We start from the raw sequence: 23842 nt of genomic DNA, 5'->3' as shown, positions 1-23842 counted from the left end.
GGGGCTGCTTCGTGCCCGCCTCAGATCCCGAGCTGCTTCGTCTCGTGCAGCTTCGCGATCGCGTTCTCGTCGCCGTCCAGGTCGACCTTGGCCGCGCTCTGGCGGCCGTAGGAGAACAGGACCAGCTCCGACGGCTCGCCGGTGACCGTGACCACCGGTGTGCCGCGCTGCGCGACCGCCGTCTGGCCGTCGGGACGCCGCAGGACCAGGCCCGTCGGGACGCCGCGGCCCATCAGGCGGGCGGTCCGCTCCAGGCGGGACCACAGGGCGTCCTGGAAGACCGGGTCGAGCTCGCGCGGGGACCAGTCGGGCTGGGCGCGCCGGACGTCCTCCGTGTGGACGTAGAACTCGATGATGTTCGACATCTCGTCGACCGGCTTGAGCGAGAAGGGCGAGAAACGCGGCGGGCCCGTACGGATCAGCTGGATCAGCTCCTCGTACGGCTTGTCCGTGTACTCCGCCATCACCCGGTCCAGACGCGGCGCGAGCTGCTTGATCAGTATTCCCCCGGCGGCGTCCGGGCGGCGCTCGCGCACCACCACGTGGGCGGCGAGGTCCCGGGTCGTCCAGCCCTCGCACAGGGTGGGCGCGTCCGGGCCCGCGGTCTCCAACAGGTCGGCGAGGAGAAGTCGTTCACGCTTGGCATGGGTCGACATGGAGTCAGCCTACGACCGCCCCCCGGGTCCGCCCAGCGGACCTGCCGTTCCCGGTCCGGGCCGGTCCGCCCAGTGGACACCGCGCCTGCGCCGTCAATGGCGCGCGGCACAATGGTCGGCATGACCAGCACGCCCGCCCGGCCCAGCCGCCTCGCCCCGGAGATCGCCGCCCGCCTCAAGCGCAGCGCCGACGGCCTCCTGCCCGCCATCGCCCAGCAGTACGACACCGGAGAGGTGCTCATGCTGGGCTGGATGGACGACGAGGCCCTGCACCGCACCCTCACCACCGGCCGGTGCACGTACTGGTCCCGCAGCCGCCGGGAGTACTGGGTCAAGGGCGACACCTCCGGCCACTTCCAGTGGGTGAAGTCCGTCGCCCTGGACTGCGACGCCGACACCGTGCTCGTCAAGGTCGACCAGGTCGGCGCCGCCTGCCACACCGGCGCCCGCACCTGCTTCGACGAGGACGTCCTCCTCAAGGACGACGGCGGCTCCGACGTCTCCGCCCCGGATCAGTAAGGTCAGCCGCCATGGACCTCGAGACGTTCCGCAAGCTCGCCACCGACCGGCGGGTCATCCCGGTCACCCGCAAGCTCCTCGCCGACGGCGACACGCCGGTGGCGCTCTACCGCAAGCTCGCCGCCGAGCGCCCCGGCACGTTCCTGCTGGAGTCCGCGGAGAACGGCCGCTCGTGGTCCCGGTACTCGTTCGTGGGAGTCCGCAGCGCCGCCACGCTCACCGCGCGCGACGGCCAGGCCCACTGGCTCGGCGCCCCGCCCGTCGGCGTCCCCACCGACGGCGACCCCCTCGCCGCCCTGCGCGCCACCATCGAGGCGCTGCACACCCCCCACCAGGAGGGCATGCCGCCCTTCACCGGCGGCATGGTCGGCTACCTCGGCTACGACATCGTCCGCCGCCTGGAGAAGATCGGCCCCGGCGAGCGGGACGACCTGAAGCTGCCCGAGCTGACCATGCTCCTCACCAGCGACCTCGCCGTCATGGACCACTGGGAGGGCTCGGTCCTGCTGATCGCCAACGCGATCAACCACAACGACCTGGAGACCGGCGTCGACGAGGCCCACGCCGACGCCGTCGCCCGGCTCGACGCCATGCAGGCCGACCTCTCCCGCCCGGTCGCCCAGCCCCCGGCCGTCCTCCCGCCCTCCGAGCTGCCCGCGTACACGGCGCTGTGGGGCGGCCCCGACTTCCAGGAGGCCGTCGAGGACATCAAGGAGCGCATCCGGGCCGGCGAGGCCTTCCAGGTGGTCCCCTCCCAGCGCTTCGAGACGCCCTGCACGGCGAGCGCGCTGGACGTTTACCGGGTGCTGCGGGCCACCAACCCGTCCCCGTACATGTACCTGTTCCGCTTCGACGGATTCGACGTCGTCGGCTCCTCCCCGGAGGCCCTGGTCAAGGTCGAGGACGGCCGGGCCATGGTCCACCCCATCGCCGGCACCCGCTGGCGCGGCGCCACCCCGCAGGAGGACCAGGCCCTCGCCGACGAGCTGCTCGCCGACCCCAAGGAGCGCGCCGAGCACCTCATGCTCGTCGACCTGGGGCGCAACGACCTGGGGCGGGTCTGCGAGCCCGGCTCCGTCGAGGTCGTCGACTTCATGTCCATCGAGCGGTACTCGCACGTCATGCACATCGTCTCGACGGTGACGGGCCGCGTGGCCGCCGGGCGCACGGCCTTCGACGTCCTCACCGCCTGCTTCCCGGCCGGCACCCTCTCCGGCGCCCCGAAGCCCCGCGCCATGCAGATCATCGACGAACTGGAGCCGTCCCGGCGCGGCCTGTACGGCGGCTGCGTCGGCTACCTCGACTTCGCCGGCGACTCCGACACGGCCATCGCCATCCGCACCGCCCTCCTGCGCGACGGCACCGCCTACGTGCAGGCCGGGGCGGGCATCGTCGCCGACTCCGACCCGGTCGCCGAGGACACCGAGTGCCGCAACAAGGCGGCGGCCGTCCTGCGGGCCGTGCACACGGCGAACCGGCTGGGAAAGGCCTGAGATGCACCCCGGGTGACGGTTCGCCCGGGGTTCAGGCGATAGTGGGGTACGTGACTGCTGTACCTCACCCCCGTTCCGAGGCCGCCGGATCCACCGGATCCGCCCGCGCCGGCCGTCTGAGCCTCGCCGTCGCGCTGCTGTGCGGCGCGCTCGGCGCGGCCGTGGCCCTGCTCGCCACCCGGCAGCAGTGGTCGGAGGGCACCGCGACGGTGGCCGGCGGCGCGTTCCCCCTGACCGCCCAGGGCAGCGACGTCACGGGCGTCCCCGCGGCGCTCGCCATAGTGGGCCTCGCCGCGCTCGTCGCCGTCTTCGCCGTCCGCCGGGCCGGCCGGGTCGTCGTGGCCGTGCTGCTGGCGCTCTCCGGCGCGGGCACCGTCGCCGCCGCCCTGCTCGGCGCCTCCGACAGCTCCGCCCTCGACGAGAAGGCCGCCCAGGCCTCCGGCGACACCTCCGCCTCCGTCGACGCCCTCAGCCACACCGCCTGGCCGTACGTCGCGGCCGTCGGCGGTGTCCTGCTCCTGCTGGCCGGGCTGCTCGCCCTGCGCTACGGCCGGCTGTGGCCCGCGATGTCCGGCCGCTACGAGCGCGGCGGCGCGCCCCAGCCCCGCCGCAAGGCTCCCGCCGTCGACCCCGACCGGCCCGAGGACCTGTGGAAGGCACTCGACCGGGGCGAGGACCCGACCGGGGCCTGAGCCACCCGGGGGAGCGCCGGACCACCCCCGCTCACCCCGCACGCGCGCGTGCGGGACAATGGGCCCGAGCGTCCTGCTCAGACACGCACACAGCAACGAGGAGCAAGCAATGGCGGGCAGCAGCCACGGTCACACCCCGGCCGCCTGGACCGGTGTCACGATCGCCTTCATCGGTTTCTGCGTCGCGGGCGCGTTCATGGTGATGGACCAGCCGGCGGGCTTCTGGGCGGGCATGGTCGTCGTGGTGCTCGGCGGTGTCGTCGGCGGCATCATGCGGATGATGGGCCTCGGCCAGCCCAAGGAACTGCACGCGCCGCACAAGATGACGGGCGACCGCGAGCCGGCCCGCGCCGAGGGCTGATCCCGGCGGACCACCGGGTTGTCGCCGAGGGGCGGCCGGCATTCGGGTGCCGGGGCCGCCCCTCACGCGTGGGCGGGGCACAATGCCTGTCGTGAACGCCGACAGCCGAAGGACGACGCACGGCCTCCCGGGCCGCCTGGCCGCCCCCGCCGGGATCCTCACGGCCGTCGCCGCCGCCTTCGCCTACGTGGGCGCGGTCGACCCCAACGAACCCGGCCACTACCCCGTCTGCCCGCTGCTGCACTACACGGGCCTGTACTGCCCCGGCTGCGGCGGACTGCGCAGCGCGCACGCCTTCGTCCACGGCGACCTCCCGGCGGCCCTGCACGCCAACGCGCTCGCCGTCCTCGGCTATCTGGCCTTCGTGGTGCTGTGGACCGTATGGGTGGTCCACGCGGTGCGCGGGCGTGCCATGCGGATCGACCCGCGCCCGGGGCTGGTGTGGAGCCTCGGCGCGTTGCTGCTGGTCTTCACCGTTGTCCGGAACCTGCCCTTCGGAGGCTGGCTCCATCCTTGATCAACCAGCGGATGTCCAGGTAGTGGGACCGGCGTCAACCGGATGCGAAGCCTACGCCCCGCTGCGGATACCATCGCAGTGACCATCGGTTTGTCGATCGGTCGCTGGAACTGTCAAGAGTCTGGAAGGGGGCCGCTCGCGTGAGTGTGCTCGACGAGATCATCGACGGAGTCCGTGCCGACCTCGCGGAGCGGCAGGCGCGCGTCAGCCTCGACGAGCTCAAGGAGCGCGCGGCGAAGGCTCCCGCGGCCAAGGACGGCGCGGCCGCACTGCGCGGCGACGGCGTCAAGGTCATCTGCGAGGTCAAGCGCTCCAGCCCCTCCAAGGGCGCGCTGGCCGCGATCGCCGACCCGGCCGGGCTCGCCGCCGACTACGAGGCGGGCGGCGCGGCCGTCATCTCCGTGCTGACGGAACAGCGGCGCTTCGGCGGCTCGCTCGCCGACCTGGAGGCGGTCCGGGCCCGCGTGGACATCCCCGTCCTGCGCAAGGACTTCATCGTCACCTCGTACCAGCTGTGGGAGGCCCGCGCCTACGGCGCCGACGTCGTGCTGCTGATCGTCGCCGCCCTCGACCAGCCCGCCCTGGAGTCCCTCATCGAGCGCGCCGAGTCCATCGGGCTCACGCCGCTCGTGGAAGTCCACGACGAGGACGAGGTCGAGCGCGCGGTCGACGCCGGCGCCCGGGTGATCGGCGTCAACGCGCGCAACCTCAAGACCCTCGAGGTCGACCGCGGCACCTTCGAGCGGGTGGCACCGGAGATCCCCGCCCACATCATCAAGATCGCCGAGTCCGGCGTCCGCGGCCCGCACGACCTGATCGCCTACGCCAACGCCGGCGCGGACGCGGTCCTGGTCGGCGAGTCCCTCGTCACCGGCAAGGACCCCAAGACGGCGGTCTCGGACCTGGTGGCGGCGGGCGAACACCCCGCACTCCGGCACGGCCGGAGCTGATCTCCCGCTAGGCTTGCCCCGATGACTCTCACCATGACGACCGTGGACCGGTACGCCCGCCTCGCGCGCGGCTGCCGCCCCCGCGGCTGCCGCGCACCCGCGCGCCGGGTCCACGGCCGCCGCGTCCGGTACGTCATCGGTGACGAGCCCGGGCAGGTCAACGGCATGCGATGGCAGCAGCGCCCCGCAAGGGGCGCGGGGAACTGCGCGACAAGCCACTGACGGCCCGCGGCCTACAGTCCTTCCCCGCCCCCACGGCGAATAGTGATCAACACACACACTCACCGTGAGGTATCCGCATGCCCAGCCAGTTCTTCATCCCCGACCCCGAGGGGCAAACCCCCAACCCCGAAGGCTACTTCGGGGCCTTCGGCGGCAAGTTCATCCCCGAGGCCCTCGTCGCCGCCGTCGACGAGGTGGCCGTCGAGTACGACAAGGCCAAGCACGACCCGGAGTTCGCCAAGGAACTCGACGACCTCCTGGTCCACTACACCGGCCGGCCCTCCTCGCTCACGGAGGTGCCCCGGTTCGCCGAGCACGCCGGCGGTGCCCGGATCTTCCTGAAGCGGGAAGACCTCAACCACACCGGCTCCCACAAGATCAACAACGTGCTGGGCCAGGCCCTGCTCACCAAGCGCATGGGCAAGACCCGCGTCATCGCCGAGACCGGCGCCGGCCAGCACGGCGTCGCCACCGCCACGGCCTGTGCCCTCTTCGGCCTCGAGTGCACGATCTACATGGGTGAGATCGACACTCAGCGCCAGGCGCTGAACGTCGCCCGCATGCGCATGCTCGGCGCCGAGGTCATCGCCGTGAAGTCCGGCAGCCGCACGCTGAAGGACGCCATCAACGAGGCCTTCCGCGACTGGGTCGCCAACGTCGACCACACGCACTACCTCTTCGGCACCGTCGCCGGACCCCACCCCTTCCCGGCCATGGTCCGCGACTTCCACCGCGTCATCGGCGTCGAGGCCCGCCGCCAGCTCCTGGAGCGGGCCGGCCGTCTCCCCGACGCCGCGATCGCCTGTGTCGGCGGCGGCTCCAACGCCATCGGCCTCTTCCACGCCTTCATCCCCGACGAGGGCGTCCGCCTCATCGGCTGCGAGCCGGCCGGCCACGGCGTCGACACCGGCGAGCACGCGGCCACCCTGACCGCCGGCGAGCCCGGCATCCTGCACGGCTCCCGCTCCTACGTCCTCCAGGACGACGAGGGCCAGATCACCGAGCCCTACTCGATCTCGGCCGGTCTGGACTACCCGGGCATCGGCCCCGAGCACTCCTACCTGAAGGACTCCGGCCGCGGCGAGTACCGCGCGGTCACCGACGACGCGGCCATGCAGGCCCTGCGCCTGCTGTCGCGCACCGAGGGCATCATCCCGGCCATCGAGAGCGCCCACGCGCTGGCCGGTGCCCTGGAGGTCGGCAGGGAGCTGGGCAAGGACGGGCTGATCGTGGTCAACCTGTCCGGCCGCGGCGACAAGGACATGGACACCGCCGCCCGCTACTTCGGCCTGTACGACACCGACGCCGAGGTCGCCGCCGACGCGGACACCGACACCGCCGAGATCGAGGGGGACGCCAAGTGAGCGGCGCTGCTGTGAACAGTCAGAGGGGCCAGCTGCTGAGCGACACCCTCGCCACGGCGAAGTCCGAGGGGCGCTCCGCCCTCATCGCCTACCTCCCGGCCGGGTTCCCGACCGTGGACGGTGGCATCGAGGCGATCAAGGCCGTCATCGACGGCGGCGCCGACGTCGTCGAGGTGGGCCTGCCGCACAGCGACCCCGTCCTCGACGGCCCGGTCATCCAGACCGCCGACGACATCGCCCTGCGCGGCGGCGTCAAGATCGCCGACGTGATGCGCACGGTCCGCGAGGCCCACGAGGCCACCGGCAATCCCATCCTCGTCATGACGTACTGGAACCCCATCGACCGCTACGGCGTCGAGCGGTTCACGGCGGAGCTGGCCGAGGCGGGCGGCGCGGGCTGCATCCTGCCCGACCTGCCCGTGCAGGAGTCGGCGCTGTGGCGGGAACACGCGGAGAAGCACGGTCTCGCGACCGTCTTCGTCGTCGCTCCCAGCAGCAAGGACGAGCGGCTCGCGCAGATCACCGCGGCGGGCAGCGGCTTCGTCTACGCCGCCTCCCTCATGGGCGTCACCGGCACCCGCGCCACCGTCAGCTCGCAGGCCAAGGACCTGGTGGAACGCACCCGGGCCACCGGCACCGGCCTGCCGGTGTGCGTCGGGCTCGGCGTCTCCAACGCCACCCAGGCCGCCGAGGTCGCCGGCTTCGCCGACGGCGTGATCGTCGGCTCGGCCTTCGTCAAGGCGATGCTCGACGCCCCGGACGACGCGGCCGGCGTCGAGGCCGTGCGCGCGCTCGCCGGCGACCTCGCAAAGGGCGTGCGCGGGCGGGCGTAAGAAAGCCGGAAGTCATACAGGTCCCTCGTACGGGTGGACCTGAGGCCGGGGAGGCGCGGTGCGCCTCCCCGGTTCGTTTCCGGGGTGTGAGCGAGAAGAACCGTGAGGGAAAGCGCACCGCCCGGGAGAAGATGGCGGCCGAGCGCGAGAAGCAGAAGTCCGCGGAGAAGCGCCGGCGCGCGCTGATCGTCGGCGGCGCCGTCGTCGCCGTCCTGGGACTCGCGGCGGTGATCGGCGTCGTCGCGGCCAACGCCGGCAAGGACGACGGCGGCGAGGCCTCGGGCCCGGTCGTGGCCCCCTCGGGCGCCCAGGGCAAGGACGGCCTGGCGATCCCGGTCGGCAAGGACAGCGCCAAGTCCACGCTCACGGTGTGGGAGGACTTCCGCTGCCCGGCCTGCAAGTCCTTCGAGACGGCATACCGGCCCGTGATCCACGAGCTGACCAACGCCGGCCAGCTCAAGGTCGAGTACCACCTGGTCACCCTCATCGACGGCAACATGCGCGGCAGCGGCTCCCGCAACGCGGCCAACGCCGCGGCCTGCGCCCAGGACGCCGGGAAGTTCCCCGCGTACCACGACGTGCTCTTCGACAACCAGCCGCCCGAGATCGACGACGCCTACGCGAGCACCGACAAGCTGATCGAGCTGGCCGGCAAGGTCGACGGCCTGGTCACCCCGGCCTTCCGCACCTGCGTCGAGGACGGCACGCACAACGCCTGGGTCGACAAGTCCCACCAGGCCTTCGACAAGGGCGGCTTCTCCGGCACGCCGACCGTCCTGTTCGACGGCAAGAACATCTACCAGGACCGGACGATGACGCCGGCCAAGCTGAAGCAGATGGTGCAGGAGGCGAACAAGGCGTAAGGCGTTTTCTCACGCCCCTGTTATGGACCCGTAGCCGGGCCCCCTGCCCGGGGCCCGGTCCCGCACGGTAGCGTCGACCTTGCCATGGAACTTGCCTTCATTCCCAGCCCGTCGCGCGGGGTGCTGTACCTCGGCCCCATTCCGCTGCGCGGCTACGCGTTCTGCATCATCATCGGCGTCTTCGTCGCGGTCTGGCTCGGCAACAAGCGCTGGATCGCCCGGGGCGGGCGGGCCGGCACGGTGGCCGACATCGCTGTCTGGGCCGTGCCCTTCGGCCTCGTCGGCGGCCGCCTCTACCACGTGATCACGGACTACGAGCTGTACTTCAGCGAGGGCCGCGACTGGGTGGACGCCTTCAAGATCTGGGAGGGCGGCCTCGGCATCTGGGGCGCGATCGCGCTCGGCGCGCTCGGCGCGTGGATCGGCTGCCGCCGCCGTGGCATCCCGATGCCCGCGTACGCCGACGCCGTCGCGCCGGGCATCGCCCTCGCGCAGGCGATCGGCCGCTGGGGCAACTGGTTCAACCAGGAGCTGTACGGCAAGCCCACCGACCTGCCGTGGGCCCTGGAGATCACCTCCTCGGCGGACGGGCGGGTGCCGGGCACCTACCACCCGACGTTCCTGTACGAGTCGCTGTGGTGCATCGGCGTCGCGCTCCTGGTCATCTGGGCGGACCGCCGCTTCCGGCTCGGGCACGGGCGGGCGTTCGCGCTGTACGTCGCCGCGTACTGCGCCGGGCGCGGGTGGATCGAGTACATGCGCGTCGACGACGCCCACCACATCCTGGGCGTCCGGCTGAACGTGTGGACCGCGATCCTCGTGTTCCTGCTCGCCGTGACGTACCTGGTGCTGTCGTCGAAGAAGCGGCCCGGCCGGGAAGAAGTGGTGGAGCCGGGAGCGGAGGCCTCCGGCGGTGAGACCGGCGGGGACGCCGCGACCGAGGACGAGGCGGAGTCCCGTAAGGACGGGGCCAAGAGCCAGGTCGATGACGAGGCGGGGTCGGCGAAGAAGATCTGACGGTCTGCCGTACGTGACCGAGGGCGCCCGGAGCTTGTCGGGCGCCCTCGGCGTTTTCCGGTGGGGGGATGGTCAGCGGCGGCGGGCCAGGGAGAGGGTGCGCTGGGCCGCCGTCACCACCGCCGCGTCGACGAAGCGCCCGTCCGGCAGGGCCTGGGCGCCCTGCCGCGCGGCGGCCGCCTTGAGGACCGTCTCGGCCCGCTCGATCTCCTCCTCGGTGGGCAGATAGGCCCGTTCGATCACCGGGAGCTGGCGGGGGTGGATCGCGGCGCGGCCCAGGAAGCCCAGGGCGCGGCCGTGCGCGCAGGACGCGGCCAGGCCCTCCAGGTCACGGGTGTCGGGGTGGACCGACTGCGGCGGTGGGGGCAGGCCCGCCGCCCGGGCCGCCACGATGACCCGGGAGCGGGACCAGTCGAGGCCCGTGTCGTCCCGTACGCCCAGGTCGGCCCGGAGATCCGCCTCGCCGAGCGCGATGCCGCGCAGGTTCGGGTGGGCGGTGGCGACGGCGTACGCCTGTTCCACGGCGAGGGCCGTCTCCAGCAGGGCGTACAGCCCGGCGGTGACCCGGGGCGCGACGCGGGTGATCCCGGCCGGGGAGGTCACCTTGGGCAGTCGCAGCCCGGACAGGCCGGGGGCCGTCGCGAGGGTGGCGATGTCCCGCTCGGCCCAGGGGCCGTCCAGGGCGTTGACGCGGACGTGCACCGGGACCGGCGGCGGGTCGGCGAGCAGGTCGGCGGTGGCGGCGCGGGCGTACTCCTTCCGGTCGGGGGCGACCGCGTCCTCCAGGTCGACGACGACGACGTCGGCGCCGCGGGTGAGGGCCTTCGCCACCAGGTCCGGGCGGTCGCCCGGGGCGTAGAGCCAGGTGAGCGGGAACGCCGTCACAGGGCGCCCTCCGCGCGCAGCGCCGTGAGGTCGTCCGGGGACAGGCCCAGTTCGGTGAGGACCTCGTCGGTGTCGGCGCCGTGCGGGCGGCCGGCCCAGCGGATCGCGCCGGGCGTGGCGGAGAGGCGGAAGAGGACGTTCTGCATGCGCAGCGGGCCCAGTTCCGGGTCGTCGACGGTGGTGATGGTGTTCAGCGCCTGGTACTGCGGGTCGGCCATCACGTCCCGGACGTCCTGGACCGGGGCCACCGCCGCCTCCGCCTTCTCGAAGGCCGCGAGGACGTCGGTGCGGGTGCGCTCGGCGATCCAGGAGCCGACGGCCTCGTCCAGGACGTCGGCGTGGCGGGCGCGGTCGGCGCCGGTCGCGAACCACGGCTCGTCGATCAGTTCCGGGCGGCCGACCAGGTGCATCACGCGTTCCGCGACCGACTGGGCCGAGGTGGAGACGGCGACCCAGGTGCCGTCGGCGGTGCGGTAGACACCGCGCGGGGCGTTGTTCGGGGAGCGGTTGCCGGTGCGGGACTGGACGTGGCCGAGCTGGTCGTACCAGAGGGGCTGGGGGCCGAGGGCGGCCAGGATCGGCTCGATCAGGGCCAGGTCGACGACCTGCCCCTCCCCGGTGCGCTCCCGGGCGGCGAGGGCCGTCATCACCGCGTACGCCGTGGTCAGGCCCGCGATGGCGTCGGCCAGGCCGAACGGCGGCAGGGTCGGGGGCGCGTCCGGCTCGCCGGTGATCGCGGCGAAGCCGCTCATCGCCTCGGCGAGGGTGCCGAAGCCGGGGCGGTGAGCGGAGGGGCCGAACTGGCCGAACCCGGTGACGCGGGCCAGCACCAGGCGGGGGTTGGCGGCCGACAGCTCCGGCCAGCCCAGGTCCCACTTCTCCAGGGTGCCGGGGCGGAAGTTCTCGACGATCACGTCGGCGGTGGCGGCGAGGCGCAGCAGGGCGGCGCGGCCGCCGGGCTTCGACAGGTCCAGGGTGATGGTCCGCTTGTTGCGGCCGAGCATCTTCCACCACAGGCCCACGCCGTCCTTCGAGGGGCCGTGGCCGCGGGAGGGGTCCGGTTTCCCGGGGTGCTCGACCTTGATGACCTCCGCGCCGAAGTCGCCGAGCAGGGTGGCGGCCATCGGTCCGGCGAAGAGGGTGGCGAGGTCGAGGACGCGCAGCCCGGTGAGGGGCGCGGGCAGAGGCGCGGACTGGGGCGCGGTCATGAGCGGTGGGTCTCCCGGTGGGTGAGGTGGGCGAGGGTGTCGAAGCCGATGCCGTTGAAGTCGCCGATGGAGGTGGACAGGCGGTTCTTCAGCGGGGCCGTCCAGCGGTCGGGGAGCGCCGCGGGGTCTGCCGCGAGCAGCCCGGCGATGCTGCCGGCCGTGGCGCCGTTGGAGTCGGTGTCCCAGCCGCCGCTCACCGCACGGCAGATGGAGCCGGTGAAGTCGCCGTCCGCGTGGGTGAGGGCGGCGGCGATCAGGGCGGTGTTGGGGACGGCGTGCACCCAGTGGTGGGTGGCGGCGTGGGTGGCGTGGAGTGCGTCGACGACCGTGTCGAAGTCGGTGTGCTCGCGGGCCAGTTCGATGGCCTGGCGGACGGCTCGGGCGAGGCGGGAGCGTGGTGGGACGACCGTGAGGCCGGTGCGCAGGCAGGTGTGGACGTCGGCGGTGCCGGTGGCGGCGGTCGCGATGGCTGCCGCCGTGAACATCGCCGCGTAGACGCCGTTGGCGGTGTGGGTGAGGGTGGCGTCACGGTGGGCCTGTGCGGCCGCGGCTGCCGGGTCGCCGGGGTTGGTCCAGCCGTGGACGTCGGCACGGATCAGGGCGCCGATCCATTCGCGGAACGGGTTGCGGTGTCGGGCCGTGTGCGGGGGTTCCAGACCGGTGAGGAGGTTGCGGTAGGCGACGCGCTCGGCGGTGAAGGTGCGGCCGGCGGGGAGTTCGTCGAGCCAGGTGCGGGCCACGTCCGTGGTGGTGAAGGTCCTGCCGTGCCGTTGGAGGAGGACCAGGTTGAGCAGGGGGTAGTTGAGGTCGTCGTCCTCGGGCATGCCGTCGATGTTCTCGGCGAGGGAGGTTGTGGCCGAGCGGCGGTTCCAGGGGTGTGCGGCGAGGAGTTCGCCCGGGACGCCCTTGGCCGTGAAGTAGGTGGTGAGGGGCCAGTTGCCGGTTGCCCTGGCCAGGTGGCGGATGGCTTCCAGGGGGAGTTTCTCGACGGGTTTGCCGAGGAGGCAGCCGGTGGCCCGGCCCAGCCAGGCGGCTTCGAGGGGCCGGTGGGGTGTGGCGGAGGCGGGGGCGGGCTCCGGCCAGTCGGCGCACACGGCCCTGATCCGCTCCAGGTCCGTCGGTTCGTCGTCCGCCAACGCGCTGGGCAGGTCCGCCAGTTCGTCCAGGAGGTCTTCCGCCAGTTGGCGGAGGTAGCGGGACACCGGGGTGGGGGAGGCGCCCGCCGTGGTGGGGGCCTCGGGGCCGCCCGCCGCTCGCCAGCGGGCCGCGACGGCCTTCGGTTCGCGGCCGTCCTGCGCCGCCTGGCGGAGTTCGTGGCCGAGCAGGTCCTCCGGCTGGACCCAGGTCAGTCGGAGCATTCCCCGCCTCCGAGCGATGCGAAGGCCCGTTCGTGGGCGCGGCGGCGGGAGACGTCCCGGGCGAAGATCTCGCGGGTCACCTCCGTGAGCGTGGCCGCCGGTTCCCAGAGGTCCAGGCGGCTGGCCTCCGCGACGGCCTTGGCCCAGTCCTCCGGGACCGGTGCGCCCAGGGCTCCCGCCAGGGCGCCCGCCATCGTGGCGATGGAGTCGCAGTCCCGGCCGTAGTTCACGGCGCCGAGCACCGCATGGCGGTAGTCGCCCTGTGCGAGGAGCAGCATGCCCAGGGCGACGGGGAGTTCCTCGATCGCGTGCAGGCGGGAGGGGCGGCGGGCGCCCAGGGACGGGGCGCGGTAGTCGGGGCCCACCGTGTCGTAGGGGGCCACCGCCTCGCGCAGGGGGCGCAGCGCCGACTCGAAGTCCGTGTGGCGGGCGGCCTCCTCGCAGACCCGCTCGATCGCCGTGCGCGTACCGTCCTTCGCCAGGGACAGGCACGCCGAGACGACCGAGTCCGGGGTCGCTCCGGGGGTGCAGGCCGCTGCCACCGCCGCGGCCAGGACGCCCGCCGCCTCACGGCCGTACGACGACTGGTGCGCGCCGGCGACGTCCAGGGCCTCGGCGTACGCGGCCCGCGGGTCGGCCGCGTTGACCAGGCCGACCGGGGCCATGTACATCGCCGCACCGCAGTTGACGATGTTGCCGGTGCCGGCCTCGCGCGGGTCGGCATGACCGTAGTGGAGCCTGGCGACCAGCCACTTCTCCGCGAGGAAGATCCGCTGGAGGGGGAGGGCCTCGGTCTCCAGCTCCGGGATCCAGCGGGGCTCGGTCATCAGGTCGGGGACCAGGTGGTCGGCGATCGCGTAGGCGTCGAGGTGGTCGCGGACCCGGGCGTAGACGCGGACCAGGGCGTGCGTCATCAAGGTGTCGTCGGTGACGTGGCCGTCGCCCTTGTGGTACGGGGCGAGGGGCCGGGCCGTGCGCCAGTCGTCGCCGTGCCAGGGGCCGACGATGCCGTGGACGCGGCCGCCGTGGCGTTCGAGGATCTGCTCCGGCGCGTAGCCCTCGACGGGGCCGCCGAGGGCGTCGCCGACGGCCGCTCCGACCAGCGCTCCGGTGATCCTCTCGTCCAGTGGGGCGTTTTGGTGTGGTTTGGGCTGCATGGCCGCATCATCCACCCGGGCGGGCCGGTTGTGCGGCTTCCAGGAGTCCGGCGAGTTCCACGAGGTCGGTGCCGGTGAGGCGGGGCAGGACGCAGCCGGAGAGCGTGCGGCAGGTCTCGCGCCAGGACGCCGGGATCGACGCGCCGCCGCCGAGGGCTCCGGTGAGGGCGCCCGCCAGGGCCGGGGCGGAGTCCGCGACGCGGGACAGGCAGGCCGCCGCCGGGACCGCCTCGGTGATGCGGCCGCGGGCCGCGGTGGCCAGGGCGAGGGCGACCGGGACGGTCTCGGCGGCGGCGATGCCGTAGCTGTAGACGTGGTCGACGATCTGGTGCTCCAGGGGCGGGACCAGGGCGAAGGCGCTGTCCGCGGCGGCGGCGAGCTTCAGTGCGTGCCGGGCGTTGCGGCCGATCTCCGTCTCCTCCGGGAGTTCGGCGAGGGCCGCCGTGACGCAGGCGTCGACGTGCGCGCCGGCCAGGGCGAGGGCGAGCGCCGCCGCCATGGCGCGGGCGCCGTGGACGCCGTCGCCGTCCTGGGTGTAGCGGGCGTCGAACTCGGCGAGGCCGGCGGCGCGGCGGGGGTCGCCCGGGTGGGCCACGGCCAGGACGCAGGCGCGGACGCAGGCGGCGTCGTCGAAGTAGTGCGGGTTGTCGTGGCCGGTGGCGGGCGGGCGCAGGCCGGTGGCGAGGTTGCCGAGGCCGGCGCGGACGGAGATGCGGGCGCGCAGGGGGAGGACGGCGGACTCGATCTCGGGGGCGCGGTCCGCCGCCGCGGCGACCTCGCCGGCGAGGGCGTTCCAGGTGAGGTCGATCGCCGCGCGGGTGCGGCGGTCCCGGCCGAGGTCGTTCAGGACGGTGTCGTCGCCGGCGAGGAGGAGGGCTTCCGCGGCGAAGGCCGCCCATTCCGCGTCGTCGGAGGGGCCGAGGCGGAGGGGCTCGGGGGGCTGGTTCAGGGCGATGGGGACGGGGAGGGTGGTCGTCGCGTTGTGTTCGGCGAAGGTGTCGAGTTCGCGGGTGAGGCGGCGGGTCCAGTCGGGCATCCGGGCGGCTCGGTGGCGGGCGGCGGGCCAGCCGGCGGCGTCGCCGGCCGCCAGGCCCAGCAGGAGGCCTTCGGCGCGTCCGGGGGCCTCGGCTTCGCCTTCGGCCCTTTTGTCTCCCGCCCGCGCACCGCCCGTGACTGTCACCCGAGGGGTCCTGGTCTCCCGTGGGGCGACCTCGCCGTCGGCGGCCGCGGGCTCGTGCGTTGTCATGAAACGGCCTCCGTTCCCTCGCCCGCCGCCAGGACGAAGTCCGTCGGCTCCGGTTGTGGGCCGGGGGCCGCCGGTGTCAGCAGGTCCGCCACCTCCAGGACGTGGTGGCCCGCCATCGCCGGGAGGCAGGTGCCCCGGGCCGGGGTGATGGCCGACGCCCAGGCCGCGGGGATCGCCGACATCGTCCTGGTCGCGCCCGCCAGCGCGCCCGCCACCGCCGCCGTCGTGTCCGCGTCGCGGCCCATGTTCACCGCGGTCAGGACGGACTGCTCGAAGTCGCCGTCGGCCGCCGCGTACGCGCCGAAGGCGAGGGCGACCGCCTCGGGGGCCAGGTCGGTCCAGGGGTAGCCGCCGATGACGACCGCCGAGCGGACCGCGCGTTCGCCGCGGTGGGCCACGGTCACCGCGCGGCGCAGGCTGCGGGCCGTCCAGGAGTCGTCGGGCACGACCGCCAGGGCGGCGGCCACGACCGCGATCGGCGGGGCCCCGGCCATCGCCGCCGCCACCCCGGCCGCCACCGCCTGGCCGCCGTAGATGCCCTCGCCGTCGTGGCTCACCGAGCCGTCGATCGCGACCAGCCGGGCCGCCTCCGCGGGGCGGCCCGCCGCGAACACCCCGAAGGGGGCCGCGCGCATGGCCAGGCCGTCGCTCCAGGCGTGCCGGTGCTGGGCGGAGATGGGGGCGGCCAGGCCCCGGCGCAGGTTCTCCAGCGTGCCGCGTTCACTGAACCCGGCGCCCCGGAAGGGCCCCTCGTCGCGGTCGGCGATCAGTTCGTGCCAGGCCGCCTCCACATGGGCCGGGGTGAGGGCGGAGCCGTGCCGGGCGAGGAGGAGGCCGGAGAAGATCGCGTACTCGGTGTCGTCCGTGCCGGACGGCTTCTCGGCCACGTAGCCCGTGATGCGGCCCCACCGGGCGCGGATCTCGGACGGCTTCATGTTCTCGGCGGGCGCCCCGAGGGCGTCACCGACGGCCAGGCCCAGCAGTGCGCCCCGGGCCCGCGCGCGGAGTCCGGCGGCGTCCCCGGGCGCCGGGGCGGAGGGGATGCAGGCGATCGATGCCATACGGCATGTGTCCCACTGCGACGACCCCGGCGAGCCTCACGAGCCCCAGCATCACCCGGTCGACATCTGCGCGGGCCCATGATCAAGTGAGCGGAAAACGGTAAAACCGCAGGTTAGCCCAGCCTTTCCTTGCTGGCGGGAACGGAATTCCGGGCGTAGTTTTGGTGTTGTAAAACTCTGGAACTTGTCCAAAGTAGGGGAGTGGGGTTCTTTCCATGGCCATCATCGAGACCGAGGCGGCGCTGCACGAGGCGCACCGGGACAACCACACCCACCGGGACGTGAACGGCGGCTGGCTGCGTCCCGCGGTGTTCGGTGCGATGGACGGCCTCGTCTCCAACCTCGCCCTGATGACCGGTGTCGCGGGCGGGGCGGCCGGTCAGCACACCGTCGTCCTCAGCGGGCTCGCGGGCCTGGCCGCCGGCGCCTTCTCCATGGCCGCCGGCGAGTACACCTCCGTCGCCTCGCAGCGCGAGCTCGTCGAGGCCGAGCTGGACGTGGAGCGGCGCGAGCTGCGCAAGCATCCGAAGGACGAGGAGGCCGAGCTGGCCGCGCTCTACGAGGCGAGAGGCGTCGAGCCGGGACTGGCCGCGGAGGTGGCCCGGCAGCTGTCGAAGGATCCCGAGCAGGCACTGGAGATCCACGCCCGTGAGGAGCTGGGCATCGACCCCGCCGATCTGCCCTCGCCCACCGTGGCCGCCGTGTCGAGCTTCGGCTCCTTCGCGCTGGGCGCGCTGATTCCCGTACTGCCCTATCTGCTGGGGGCGAGCAGCCTGTGGCCGGCCGTGCTGCTGGCGCTGCTGGGGCTCTTCATGTGCGGTGCGGTGGTGGCGAGGGTGACCGCCCGGACCTGGTGGTACAGCGGTTTGCGCCAGCTGTTCCTGGGGGGTGCCGCGGCCGGTGTGACGTACGCCCTGGGCACGCTGTTCGGAACGGCCGTAGGATAGCGCGGCTCCGACTTATGCGATGGGCCGCATAAGTAGCCGTTACTCGCTGGTTTCGAACCTGCAACCACGGGGCATGAGCCGTAAGCGCTGCGGGCAATGAGGCCCGCCGCGCATCCCAGTGGGGCGGGCGAAGACGCCCGTACCACCGTCGGGCCCGACGGGCATCGATCTCACCCGGTCGTTCCGTGCTGGCCCCCCATAGCTTCCACCGCGGGCGCGGTACCCCCGCCGCGAGCCAGCGGTGTCCGCATGTTGGAACGGGTTATCCCGGTTCCCGAGAACCGCTCCATCATGTAACCTGCACGAAATTTTGCGATCACGCGAGGGCCAACGTCGTCCCTCGGCACTTTGCATATGCCACATGACGACGACGGGAGAGCCGATGCGTACGCCGCGCCAGCCGTCCCAGCACTCCGCGAATGGCCAGAACTGGTCGTTCATGGATGCTCGCCCTGCTGCGCAGGGTATGTACGACCCCCGCAACGAGCACGACGCCTGCGGCGTCGGCTTCGTCGCCACCCTCACCGGCGAGGCGTCCCACACCCTGGTCGAGCAGGCTCTGACCGTCCTGCGCAACCTCGAACACCGCGGTGCCACCGGCTCCGAGCCCGACTCGGGTGACGGCGCCGGAATCCTGTCGCAGGTCCCGGACGCCTTCTTCCGTGACGTGGCCGGATTCGAACTCCCCGAGGCGGGTGCCTACGCGGTCGGCATCGCCTTCCTGCCGGAGGACGCCACCGCCGAAGCCGTCTCACAGATCGAGACGATCGCCGCCGACGAGGGCCTGACCGTCCTCGGCTGGCGCGAGGTGCCCGTCGCTCCGCAGCTGCTGGGCGCCACCGCCCGGTCGACCATGCCGGTCTTCCGCCAGATCTTCGTCAGCGACGGCACCGCCGTGCCCGCCACGGGCATCGCCCTCGACCGCAAGGCCTTCGTGCTGCGCAAGCGCGCCGAGCGCGAGGCCGGCGTGTACTTCCCGTCGCTGTCCGCGCGGACCATCGTCTACAAGGGCATGCTGACCACCGGCCAGCTGGAGCCCTTCTTCCCGGACCTGTCCGACCGCCGCTTCGCCTCCGCGATCGCGCTCGTGCACTCCCGGTTCTCGACGAACACGTTCCCGTCGTGGCCGCTGGCCCACCCCTACCGCTTCGTCGCGCACAACGGTGAGATCAACACCGTCAAGGGCAACCGCAACTGGATGGTGGCCCGCGAGTCGCAGCTCGTCTCCGACCTCTTCGGCGGCCGCGACGACCTGGAGCGGATCTTCCCGATCTGCACCCCGGACGCCTCCGACTCCGCCTCCTTCGACGAGGTCCTGGAGCTGCTGCACCTGGGCGGCCGTTCCCTGCCGCACTCGGTGCTGATGATGATCCCGGAGGCGTGGGAGAACCACGACTCCATGGACCCGGCCCGGCGCGCCTTCTACCAGTTCCACTCCACGATGATGGAGCCCTGGGACGGCCCGGCCTGTGTCACCTTCACCGACGGCACCCAGGTCGGCGCGGTCCTCGACCGCAACGGCCTGCGCCCCGGCCGCTACTGGGTCACCGACGACGGCCTCGTCGTCCTCGGCTCCGAGGTCGGCGTCCTGGACATCGACCCCTCCAGGGTCGTCCGCAAGGGCCGTCTGCAGCCCGGCCGCATGTTCCTCGTCGACACCGCCGAGCACCGCATCATCGAGGACGACGAGATCAAGGCCGAGCTGGCCGCCGAGAACCCGTACGCGGAGTGGCTGGAGGCCGGCGAGATCGAGCTGGGCGACCTGCCCGAGCGCGAGCACATCGTCCACACCCACGCCTCGGTCACCCGCCGCCAGCAGACCTTCGGCTACACCGAGGAGGAGCTGCGCGTCATCCTCGCGCCGATGGCCAAGGCGGGCGCCGAGCCGATCGGCTCGATGGGCACCGACTCGCCGATCGCCGCGCTGTCGGACCGCCCGCGGCTGCTGTTCGACTACTTCACGCAGCTGTTCGCGCAGGTCACCAACCCGCCGCTGGACGCCATCCGCGAGGAACTCGTCACCTCCCTGCGCTCCTCGCTGGGCCCGCAGGGCAACCTGCTCGACCCGAACGCGGCCTCCTGCCGCAGCGTCGTGCTGCCCTTCCCGGTCATCGACAACGACGAGCTGGCCAAGCTCATCCACATCAACGCCGACGGCGACATGCCCGGCTTCAAGGCCGCGACCCTGTCCGGCCTGTACCGGGTGCACGGCGGCGGTGACGCGCTGGCCGCGCGGATCGAGGAGATCTGTGCCGAGGCCGACGCCGCCATCGACAACGGTGCCCGCCTGATCGTCCTGTCGGACCGCCACTCCGACGCCGAGCACGCGCCGATCCCGTCGCTGCTGCTCACCGCGGCCGTCCACCACCACCTCATCCGCACCAAGCAGCGCACCCAGGTGGGCCTGCTGGTCGAGGCCGGCGACGTCCGCGAGGTCCACCACGTCGCCCTGCTCATCGGCTACGGCGCCGCCGCCGTCAACCCGTACCTGGCGATGGAGTCCGTCGAGGACCTGGTCCGCGCCGGCACCTTCCTGCCCGGCGTCGAGCCCGAGAAGGCCATCCGCAACCTCATCTACGCCCTCGGCAAGGGCGTGCTGAAGGTCATGTCGAAGATGGGCATCTCGACCGTCGCCTCCTACCGCGGCGCCCAGGTCTTCGAGGCCGTCGGTCTCGACGAGGCCTTCGTCGAGAAGTACTTCAACGGCACGGCCACCAAGATCGGCGGCGTCGGCATCGACGTCATCGCCAAGGAGGTCGCCGCCCGGCACGCCAAGGCCTACCCGGCCTCCGGCATCGCCCCGGCGCACCGCGCGCTGGAGATAGGCGGCGAGTACCAGTGGCGCCGCGAGGGCGAGCCGCACCTGTTCGACCCGGAGACGGTCTTCCGCCTCCAGCACTCCACGCGTTCCGGCCGGTACGACATCTTCAAGAAGTACACCGAGCGCGTGAACGAGCAGTCCGAGCGGCTGATGACGCTGCGCGGCCTGTTCGGCTTCAAGTCGGACCGGCAGCCGATCTCCATCGACGAGGTCGAGCCGGTCTCCGAGATCGTCAAGCGCTTCTCCACCGGTGCCATGTCGTACGGCTCCATCTCGCAGGAGGCGCACGAGACCCTCGCCATCGCCATGAACCAGCTGGGCGGCAAGTCCAACACCGGTGAGGGCGGCGAGGACCCGGAGCGCCTGTACGACCCGGCCCGCCGGTCGTCGATCAAGCAGGTCGCCTCCGGCCGCTTCGGCGTGACCTCCGAGTACCTGGTCAACTCCGACGACATCCAGATCAAGATGGCCCAGGGCGCCAAGCCCGGCGAGGGCGGCCAGCTGCCCGGCCACAAGGTCTACCCCTGGGTCGCCAAGACGCGGCACTCGACGCCGGGCGTGGGCCTGATCTCCCCGCCGCCGCACCACGACATCTACTCCATCGAGGACCTGGCGCAGCTGATCCACGACCTGAAGAACGCGAACCCGCAGGCGCGGATTCACGTGAAGCTGGTCTCGGAGGTCGGCGTCGGCACGGTCGCCGCGGGTGTGTCCAAGGCGCACGCGGACGTCGTCCTGATCTCCGGTCACGACGGTGGTACGGGTGCCTCCCCGCTCACCTCGCTGAAGCACGCCGGTGGTCCGTGGGAGCTGGGCCTCGCCGAGACCCAGCAGACCCTGCTGCTCAACGGCCTGCGCGACCGGATCGTCGTCCAGACGGACGGCCAGCTGAAGACCGGCCGTGACGTGGTCATCGCCGCGCTGCTCGGCGCCGAGGAGTTCGGTTTCGCGACCGCGCCGCTCGTCGTCTCCGGCTGCGTCATGATGCGCGTCTGCCACCTGGACACCTGCCCGGTCGGCATCGCCACGCAGAACCCGGTGCTGCGCGAGCGGTACAACGGCAAGGCCGAGTACGTCGTGAACTTCTTCCAGTACATCGCCGAAGAGGTCCGCGAGATCCTCGCCGAGCTGGGCTTCCGCTCCATCGAGGAGGCCGTCGGCCACGCCGAGGCCCTCGACGTCACCCGCGCGGTGAACCACTGGAAGGCGCAGGGCCTGGACCTGGAGCCGCTGTTCCACGTGCCCGAGCTGCCCGAGGGCGCGGTGCGCCACCAGCTCATCGCCCAGGACCACGGCCTGGAGAAGGCGCTCGACAACCAGCTGATCAAGCTGGCCGCGGACGCCCTGGCCGCCTCGGACGCCACCGAGGCCCAGCCGGTGCGCGCCCAGGTCGAGATCCGCAACATCAACCGCACGGTCGGCACCATGCTCGGCCACGAGGTGACGAAGAAGTTCGGTGGCGCGGGCCTGCCCGACGACACCATCGACATCACCTTCACCGGCTCCGCCGGCCAGTCCTTCGGCGCGTTCGTGCCGCGCGGTGTGACGCTGCGCCTGGAGGGCGACGCCAACGACTACGTCGGCAAGGGCCTGTCCGGCGGCCGGATCATCGTCCGCCCGGACCGCGCGGCCGACCACCTCGCCGAGTACAGCGTCATCGCCGGCAACACCATCGGCTATGGCGCCACCGGCGGCGAGATGTTCCTGCGCGGCAAGACCGGTGAGCGGTTCTGCGTCCGCAACTCCGGCGCGACGGTCGTCTCCGAGGGCGTGGGCGACCACGGCTGCGAGTACATGACCGGTGGTCACGCGGTGGTCCTCGGCGAGACGGGCCGCAACTTCGCGGCCGGCATGTCCGGCGGTATCGCCTACGTGATCGACCTCGACCGGGACAACGTCAACGTGGGCAACGTGGACGCCATCGAGGCGCTGGACGACACCGACAAGCAGTGGCTGCACGACGTGGTCCGCCGCCACCAGGAGGAGACGGGCTCCACCGTCGCCGAGAAGCTCCTGGCCGAGTGGGACACCGCCGTCGAGCGCTTCAGCAAGATCATCCCCAGCACGTACAAGGCAGTGCTCGCCGCCAAGGACGCCGCCGAGCGAGCCGGTCTCTCCGAGACCGAGACCCACGAGAAGATGATGGAGGCGGCGATCAATGGCTGACCCGAAGGGCTTCCTGAACCACGGGCGCGAGGTCGCCAAGTCCCGCCCCGTCGAGGAGCGCGTCAAGGACTGGAACGAGGTCTACGTCCCCGGCTCCCTGCTGCCGATCATCAGCAAGCAGGCCAGCCGCTGCATGGACTGCGGCATCCCGTTCTGCCACAACGGCTGCCCGCTGGGGAACCTCATCCCCGAGTGGAACGACTACGCCTACCGCGAGGACTGGGGCGCGGCGTCGGAGCGGCTGCACGCGACGAACAACTTCCCGGAGTTCACGGGCCGCCTGTGCCCGGCCCCGTGCGAGTCGGCGTGTGTGCTCGGCATCAACCAGCCGCCGGTCACCATCAAGAACGTCGAGGTCTCGATCATCGACAAGGCGTGGGAGACCGGGGACGTCGCCCCGCAGATCCCGGAGCGCCTGTCCGGCAAGACCGTCGCGGTCGTCGGCTCGGGCCCGGCGGGCCTCGCCGCCGCCCAGCAGCTGACCCGCGCCGGCCACACCGTCGCCGTCTACGAGCGCGCGGACCGCATCGGAGGCCTCCTCCGCTACGGCATCCCCGAGTTCAAGATGGAGAAGCGGCACATCAACCGCCGCATCGAGCAGATGCGCGCGGAGGGCACCCGCTTCCGCACGGGCATCGAGATCGGCCGCGACCTGAAGGCCACGGACCTGAAGAAGCGCTACGACGCGGTCGTCCTGGCCGTCGGCGCGACCACGGCCCGCGACCTGCCGGTGCCCGGCCGCGAGCTCAAGGGCATCTACCAGGCCATGGAGTACCTGCCCCTGGCCAACAAGGTCCAGGAGGGCGACTACGTGGCGCCCCCGATCTCCGCCGAGGGCAAGCACGTCGTGGTCATCGGCGGCGGCGACACCGGCGCGGACTGCGTGGGCACCGCCCACCGCCAGGGCGCGGCCTCCGTCACGCAGCTGGAGATCATGCCCCGCCCGAACGACGAGCGGCACCCGACCAACCAGCCCTGGCCGACCTTCCCCATGCTGTACAAGGTCACCTCGGCCCACGAGGAGGGCGGCGAGCGCGTCTACTCCGTCTCGACGACCCACTTCGAGGGCGACGAGGACGGCAACGTCCAGTGGCTGCACCTCACCGAGGTGGAGTTCATCGACGGCAAGCTGACCTCGAAGCCGGGCACCGAGCGCAAGATCCCGGCCCAGCTGGTGACGCTGGCGATGGGCTTCACGGGCACCGACCGCGAGAACGGCCTGGTCGAGCAGTTCGGCCTGGAGCTCGACGAGCGCGGCAACATCGCCCGCGACGCCGACTGGCAGACCAACGTGCCGGGCGTGTTCGTCGCCGGTGACGCGGGCCGCGGCCAGTCGCTCATCGTCTGGGCGATCGCGGAGGGCCGCTCGGCGGCGCGCGGAGTGGACCGCCACCTCACGGGCGCCAGCGACCTGCCGGCGCCGATCCGCCCGACGGACCGGGCCCTGATGGTCTGACGGAACCTCACAAGACGTCCCGTACAACGGCGTACGGAACACAGACAGCG

Annotated in this window: 21 protein-coding genes; 14 read left to right on the top strand and 7 right to left on the bottom strand. The window is 72.6% G+C overall.

All coding sequences use genetic code 11. From position 1 onward, the window contains the following. Nucleotides 1-20: 20 nt before the first annotated feature. Nucleotides 21-656 (bottom strand): TIGR03085 family metal-binding protein, encoded by a 636-nt coding sequence (locus tag ABZ948_RS02340; protein ID WP_031115711.1) that lies wholly within the window; start codon nucleotides 654-656, stop codon nucleotides 21-23. A 120-nt stretch (nucleotides 657-776) separates the two neighbouring features. Between ABZ948_RS02340 and hisI the strand changes: the two genes are divergently transcribed. The 11 genes from hisI to lgt all read left to right on the top strand — a co-directional run bounded on the left by hisI (nucleotide 777) and on the right by lgt (nucleotide 9487). Further along, nucleotides 777-1175 carry a phosphoribosyl-AMP cyclohydrolase gene (gene hisI / locus ABZ948_RS02335; protein WP_359756464.1) on the top strand — a complete coding sequence of 133 codons (399 nt, stop codon included), beginning with the start codon at nucleotides 777-779 and terminating at the stop codon, nucleotides 1173-1175. Between the two features lie 11 nt (nucleotides 1176-1186). Then, nucleotides 1187-2668, top strand: a complete 1482-nt coding sequence (locus tag ABZ948_RS02330; protein ID WP_359756463.1) for an anthranilate synthase component I — start codon at nucleotides 1187-1189, stop codon at nucleotides 2666-2668. 41 nt (nucleotides 2669-2709) lie between these two features. Beyond that, nucleotides 2710-3360, top strand: coding sequence for a TIGR02234 family membrane protein (locus tag ABZ948_RS02325; RefSeq protein ID WP_359756462.1), 651 nt, complete (start codon nucleotides 2710-2712; stop codon nucleotides 3358-3360). A 109-nt stretch (nucleotides 3361-3469) separates the two neighbouring features. Continuing rightward, a complete protein-coding gene (locus ABZ948_RS02320) occupies nucleotides 3470-3721 on the top strand; it encodes an HGxxPAAW family protein (protein ID WP_359756460.1) in 252 nt (83 codons plus the stop codon). An 82-nt stretch (nucleotides 3722-3803) separates the two neighbouring features. Beyond that, nucleotides 3804-4238 (top strand): DUF2752 domain-containing protein, encoded by a 435-nt coding sequence (locus ABZ948_RS02315; RefSeq protein WP_359756458.1) that lies wholly within the window; start codon nucleotides 3804-3806, stop codon nucleotides 4236-4238. A gap of 140 nt (nucleotides 4239-4378) precedes the next feature. Next, entirely contained in the window at nucleotides 4379-5188 is an 810-nt protein-coding gene (trpC, locus tag ABZ948_RS02310; protein WP_359756457.1) for an indole-3-glycerol phosphate synthase TrpC, read from the top strand. A gap of 21 nt (nucleotides 5189-5209) precedes the next feature. After that, nucleotides 5210-5410: a tryptophan biosynthesis modulator TrpM gene (gene trpM, locus ABZ948_RS02305; RefSeq protein WP_359756456.1), complete on the top strand. Its 201-nt coding sequence runs from the start codon at nucleotides 5210-5212 to the stop codon at nucleotides 5408-5410. A 77-nt stretch (nucleotides 5411-5487) separates the two neighbouring features. Beyond that, on the top strand, nucleotides 5488-6774 hold the full coding sequence (gene trpB / locus ABZ948_RS02300; RefSeq protein ID WP_359756455.1) for a tryptophan synthase subunit beta: 1287 nt from the start codon (nucleotides 5488-5490) through the stop codon (nucleotides 6772-6774). Next, on the top strand, nucleotides 6771-7607 hold the full coding sequence (trpA, locus tag ABZ948_RS02295; RefSeq protein ID WP_359756453.1) for a tryptophan synthase subunit alpha: 837 nt from the start codon (nucleotides 6771-6773) through the stop codon (nucleotides 7605-7607). The genes trpB and trpA overlap by 4 nt, the downstream gene beginning before the upstream one ends. An 86-nt stretch (nucleotides 7608-7693) precedes the next feature. Next, nucleotides 7694-8470, top strand: coding sequence for a DsbA family protein (locus tag ABZ948_RS02290; protein WP_359756452.1), 777 nt, complete (start codon nucleotides 7694-7696; stop codon nucleotides 8468-8470). Nucleotides 8471-8554: 84 nt separating this feature from the next. After that, a complete protein-coding gene (gene lgt / locus ABZ948_RS02285) occupies nucleotides 8555-9487 on the top strand; it encodes a prolipoprotein diacylglyceryl transferase (RefSeq protein WP_359756450.1) in 933 nt (310 codons plus the stop codon). 72 nt (nucleotides 9488-9559) lie between these two features. Here the strand turns inward: lgt and ABZ948_RS02280 are convergent, their stop codons facing one another. From ABZ948_RS02280 to ABZ948_RS02255, 6 genes are read right to left on the bottom strand one after another with little or no spacing between them, the layout of a single operon-like run. After that, nucleotides 9560-10372: an HpcH/HpaI aldolase/citrate lyase family protein gene (locus ABZ948_RS02280; protein ID WP_359756448.1), complete on the bottom strand. Its 813-nt coding sequence runs from the start codon at nucleotides 10370-10372 to the stop codon at nucleotides 9560-9562. Further along, a complete protein-coding gene (locus ABZ948_RS02275) occupies nucleotides 10369-11580 on the bottom strand; it encodes a CaiB/BaiF CoA transferase family protein (protein WP_359756447.1) in 1212 nt (403 codons plus the stop codon). The genes ABZ948_RS02280 and ABZ948_RS02275 overlap by 4 nt, the downstream gene beginning before the upstream one ends. Next, nucleotides 11577-12938 carry an ADP-ribosylglycohydrolase family protein gene (locus tag ABZ948_RS02270; protein ID WP_359756446.1) on the bottom strand — a complete coding sequence of 454 codons (1362 nt, stop codon included), beginning with the start codon at nucleotides 12936-12938 and terminating at the stop codon, nucleotides 11577-11579. Before ABZ948_RS02270 ends, ABZ948_RS02275 begins: the two co-directional genes overlap by 4 nt. Further along, nucleotides 12926-14095 (bottom strand): ADP-ribosylglycohydrolase family protein, encoded by a 1170-nt coding sequence (locus tag ABZ948_RS02265; protein WP_359756444.1) that lies wholly within the window; start codon nucleotides 14093-14095, stop codon nucleotides 12926-12928. Before ABZ948_RS02265 ends, ABZ948_RS02270 begins: the two co-directional genes overlap by 13 nt. Before the next feature lie 7 nt (nucleotides 14096-14102). Next, entirely contained in the window at nucleotides 14103-15341 is a 1239-nt protein-coding gene (locus ABZ948_RS02260; protein WP_359756442.1) for an ADP-ribosylglycohydrolase family protein, read from the bottom strand. Beyond that, on the bottom strand, nucleotides 15338-16402 hold the full coding sequence (locus ABZ948_RS02255; protein WP_359756441.1) for an ADP-ribosylglycohydrolase family protein: 1065 nt from the start codon (nucleotides 16400-16402) through the stop codon (nucleotides 15338-15340). The genes ABZ948_RS02260 and ABZ948_RS02255 overlap by 4 nt, the downstream gene beginning before the upstream one ends. A gap of 215 nt (nucleotides 16403-16617) precedes the next feature. Between ABZ948_RS02255 and ABZ948_RS02250 the strand changes: the two genes are divergently transcribed. The 3 genes from ABZ948_RS02250 to ABZ948_RS02240 all read left to right on the top strand — a co-directional run bounded on the left by ABZ948_RS02250 (nucleotide 16618) and on the right by ABZ948_RS02240 (nucleotide 23792). Continuing rightward, nucleotides 16618-17349: a VIT1/CCC1 transporter family protein gene (locus ABZ948_RS02250; protein WP_359756440.1), complete on the top strand. Its 732-nt coding sequence runs from the start codon at nucleotides 16618-16620 to the stop codon at nucleotides 17347-17349. A gap of 382 nt (nucleotides 17350-17731) precedes the next feature. Next, on the top strand, nucleotides 17732-22336 hold the full coding sequence (gene gltB, locus ABZ948_RS02245) for a glutamate synthase large subunit (protein WP_359756718.1): 4605 nt from the start codon (nucleotides 17732-17734) through the stop codon (nucleotides 22334-22336). Beyond that, on the top strand, nucleotides 22329-23792 hold the full coding sequence (locus ABZ948_RS02240; RefSeq protein WP_359756438.1) for a glutamate synthase subunit beta: 1464 nt from the start codon (nucleotides 22329-22331) through the stop codon (nucleotides 23790-23792). Before gltB ends, ABZ948_RS02240 begins: the two co-directional genes overlap by 8 nt. The last annotated feature ends 50 nt before the right edge of the window (nucleotides 23793-23842 follow it).

This window comes from Streptomyces olindensis (genome assembly GCF_040645895.1).
Taxonomy (GTDB): domain Bacteria; phylum Actinomycetota; class Actinomycetes; order Streptomycetales; family Streptomycetaceae; genus Streptomyces; species Streptomyces olindensis.
This window is presented reverse-complemented; position numbering and strand designations above follow the sequence as displayed.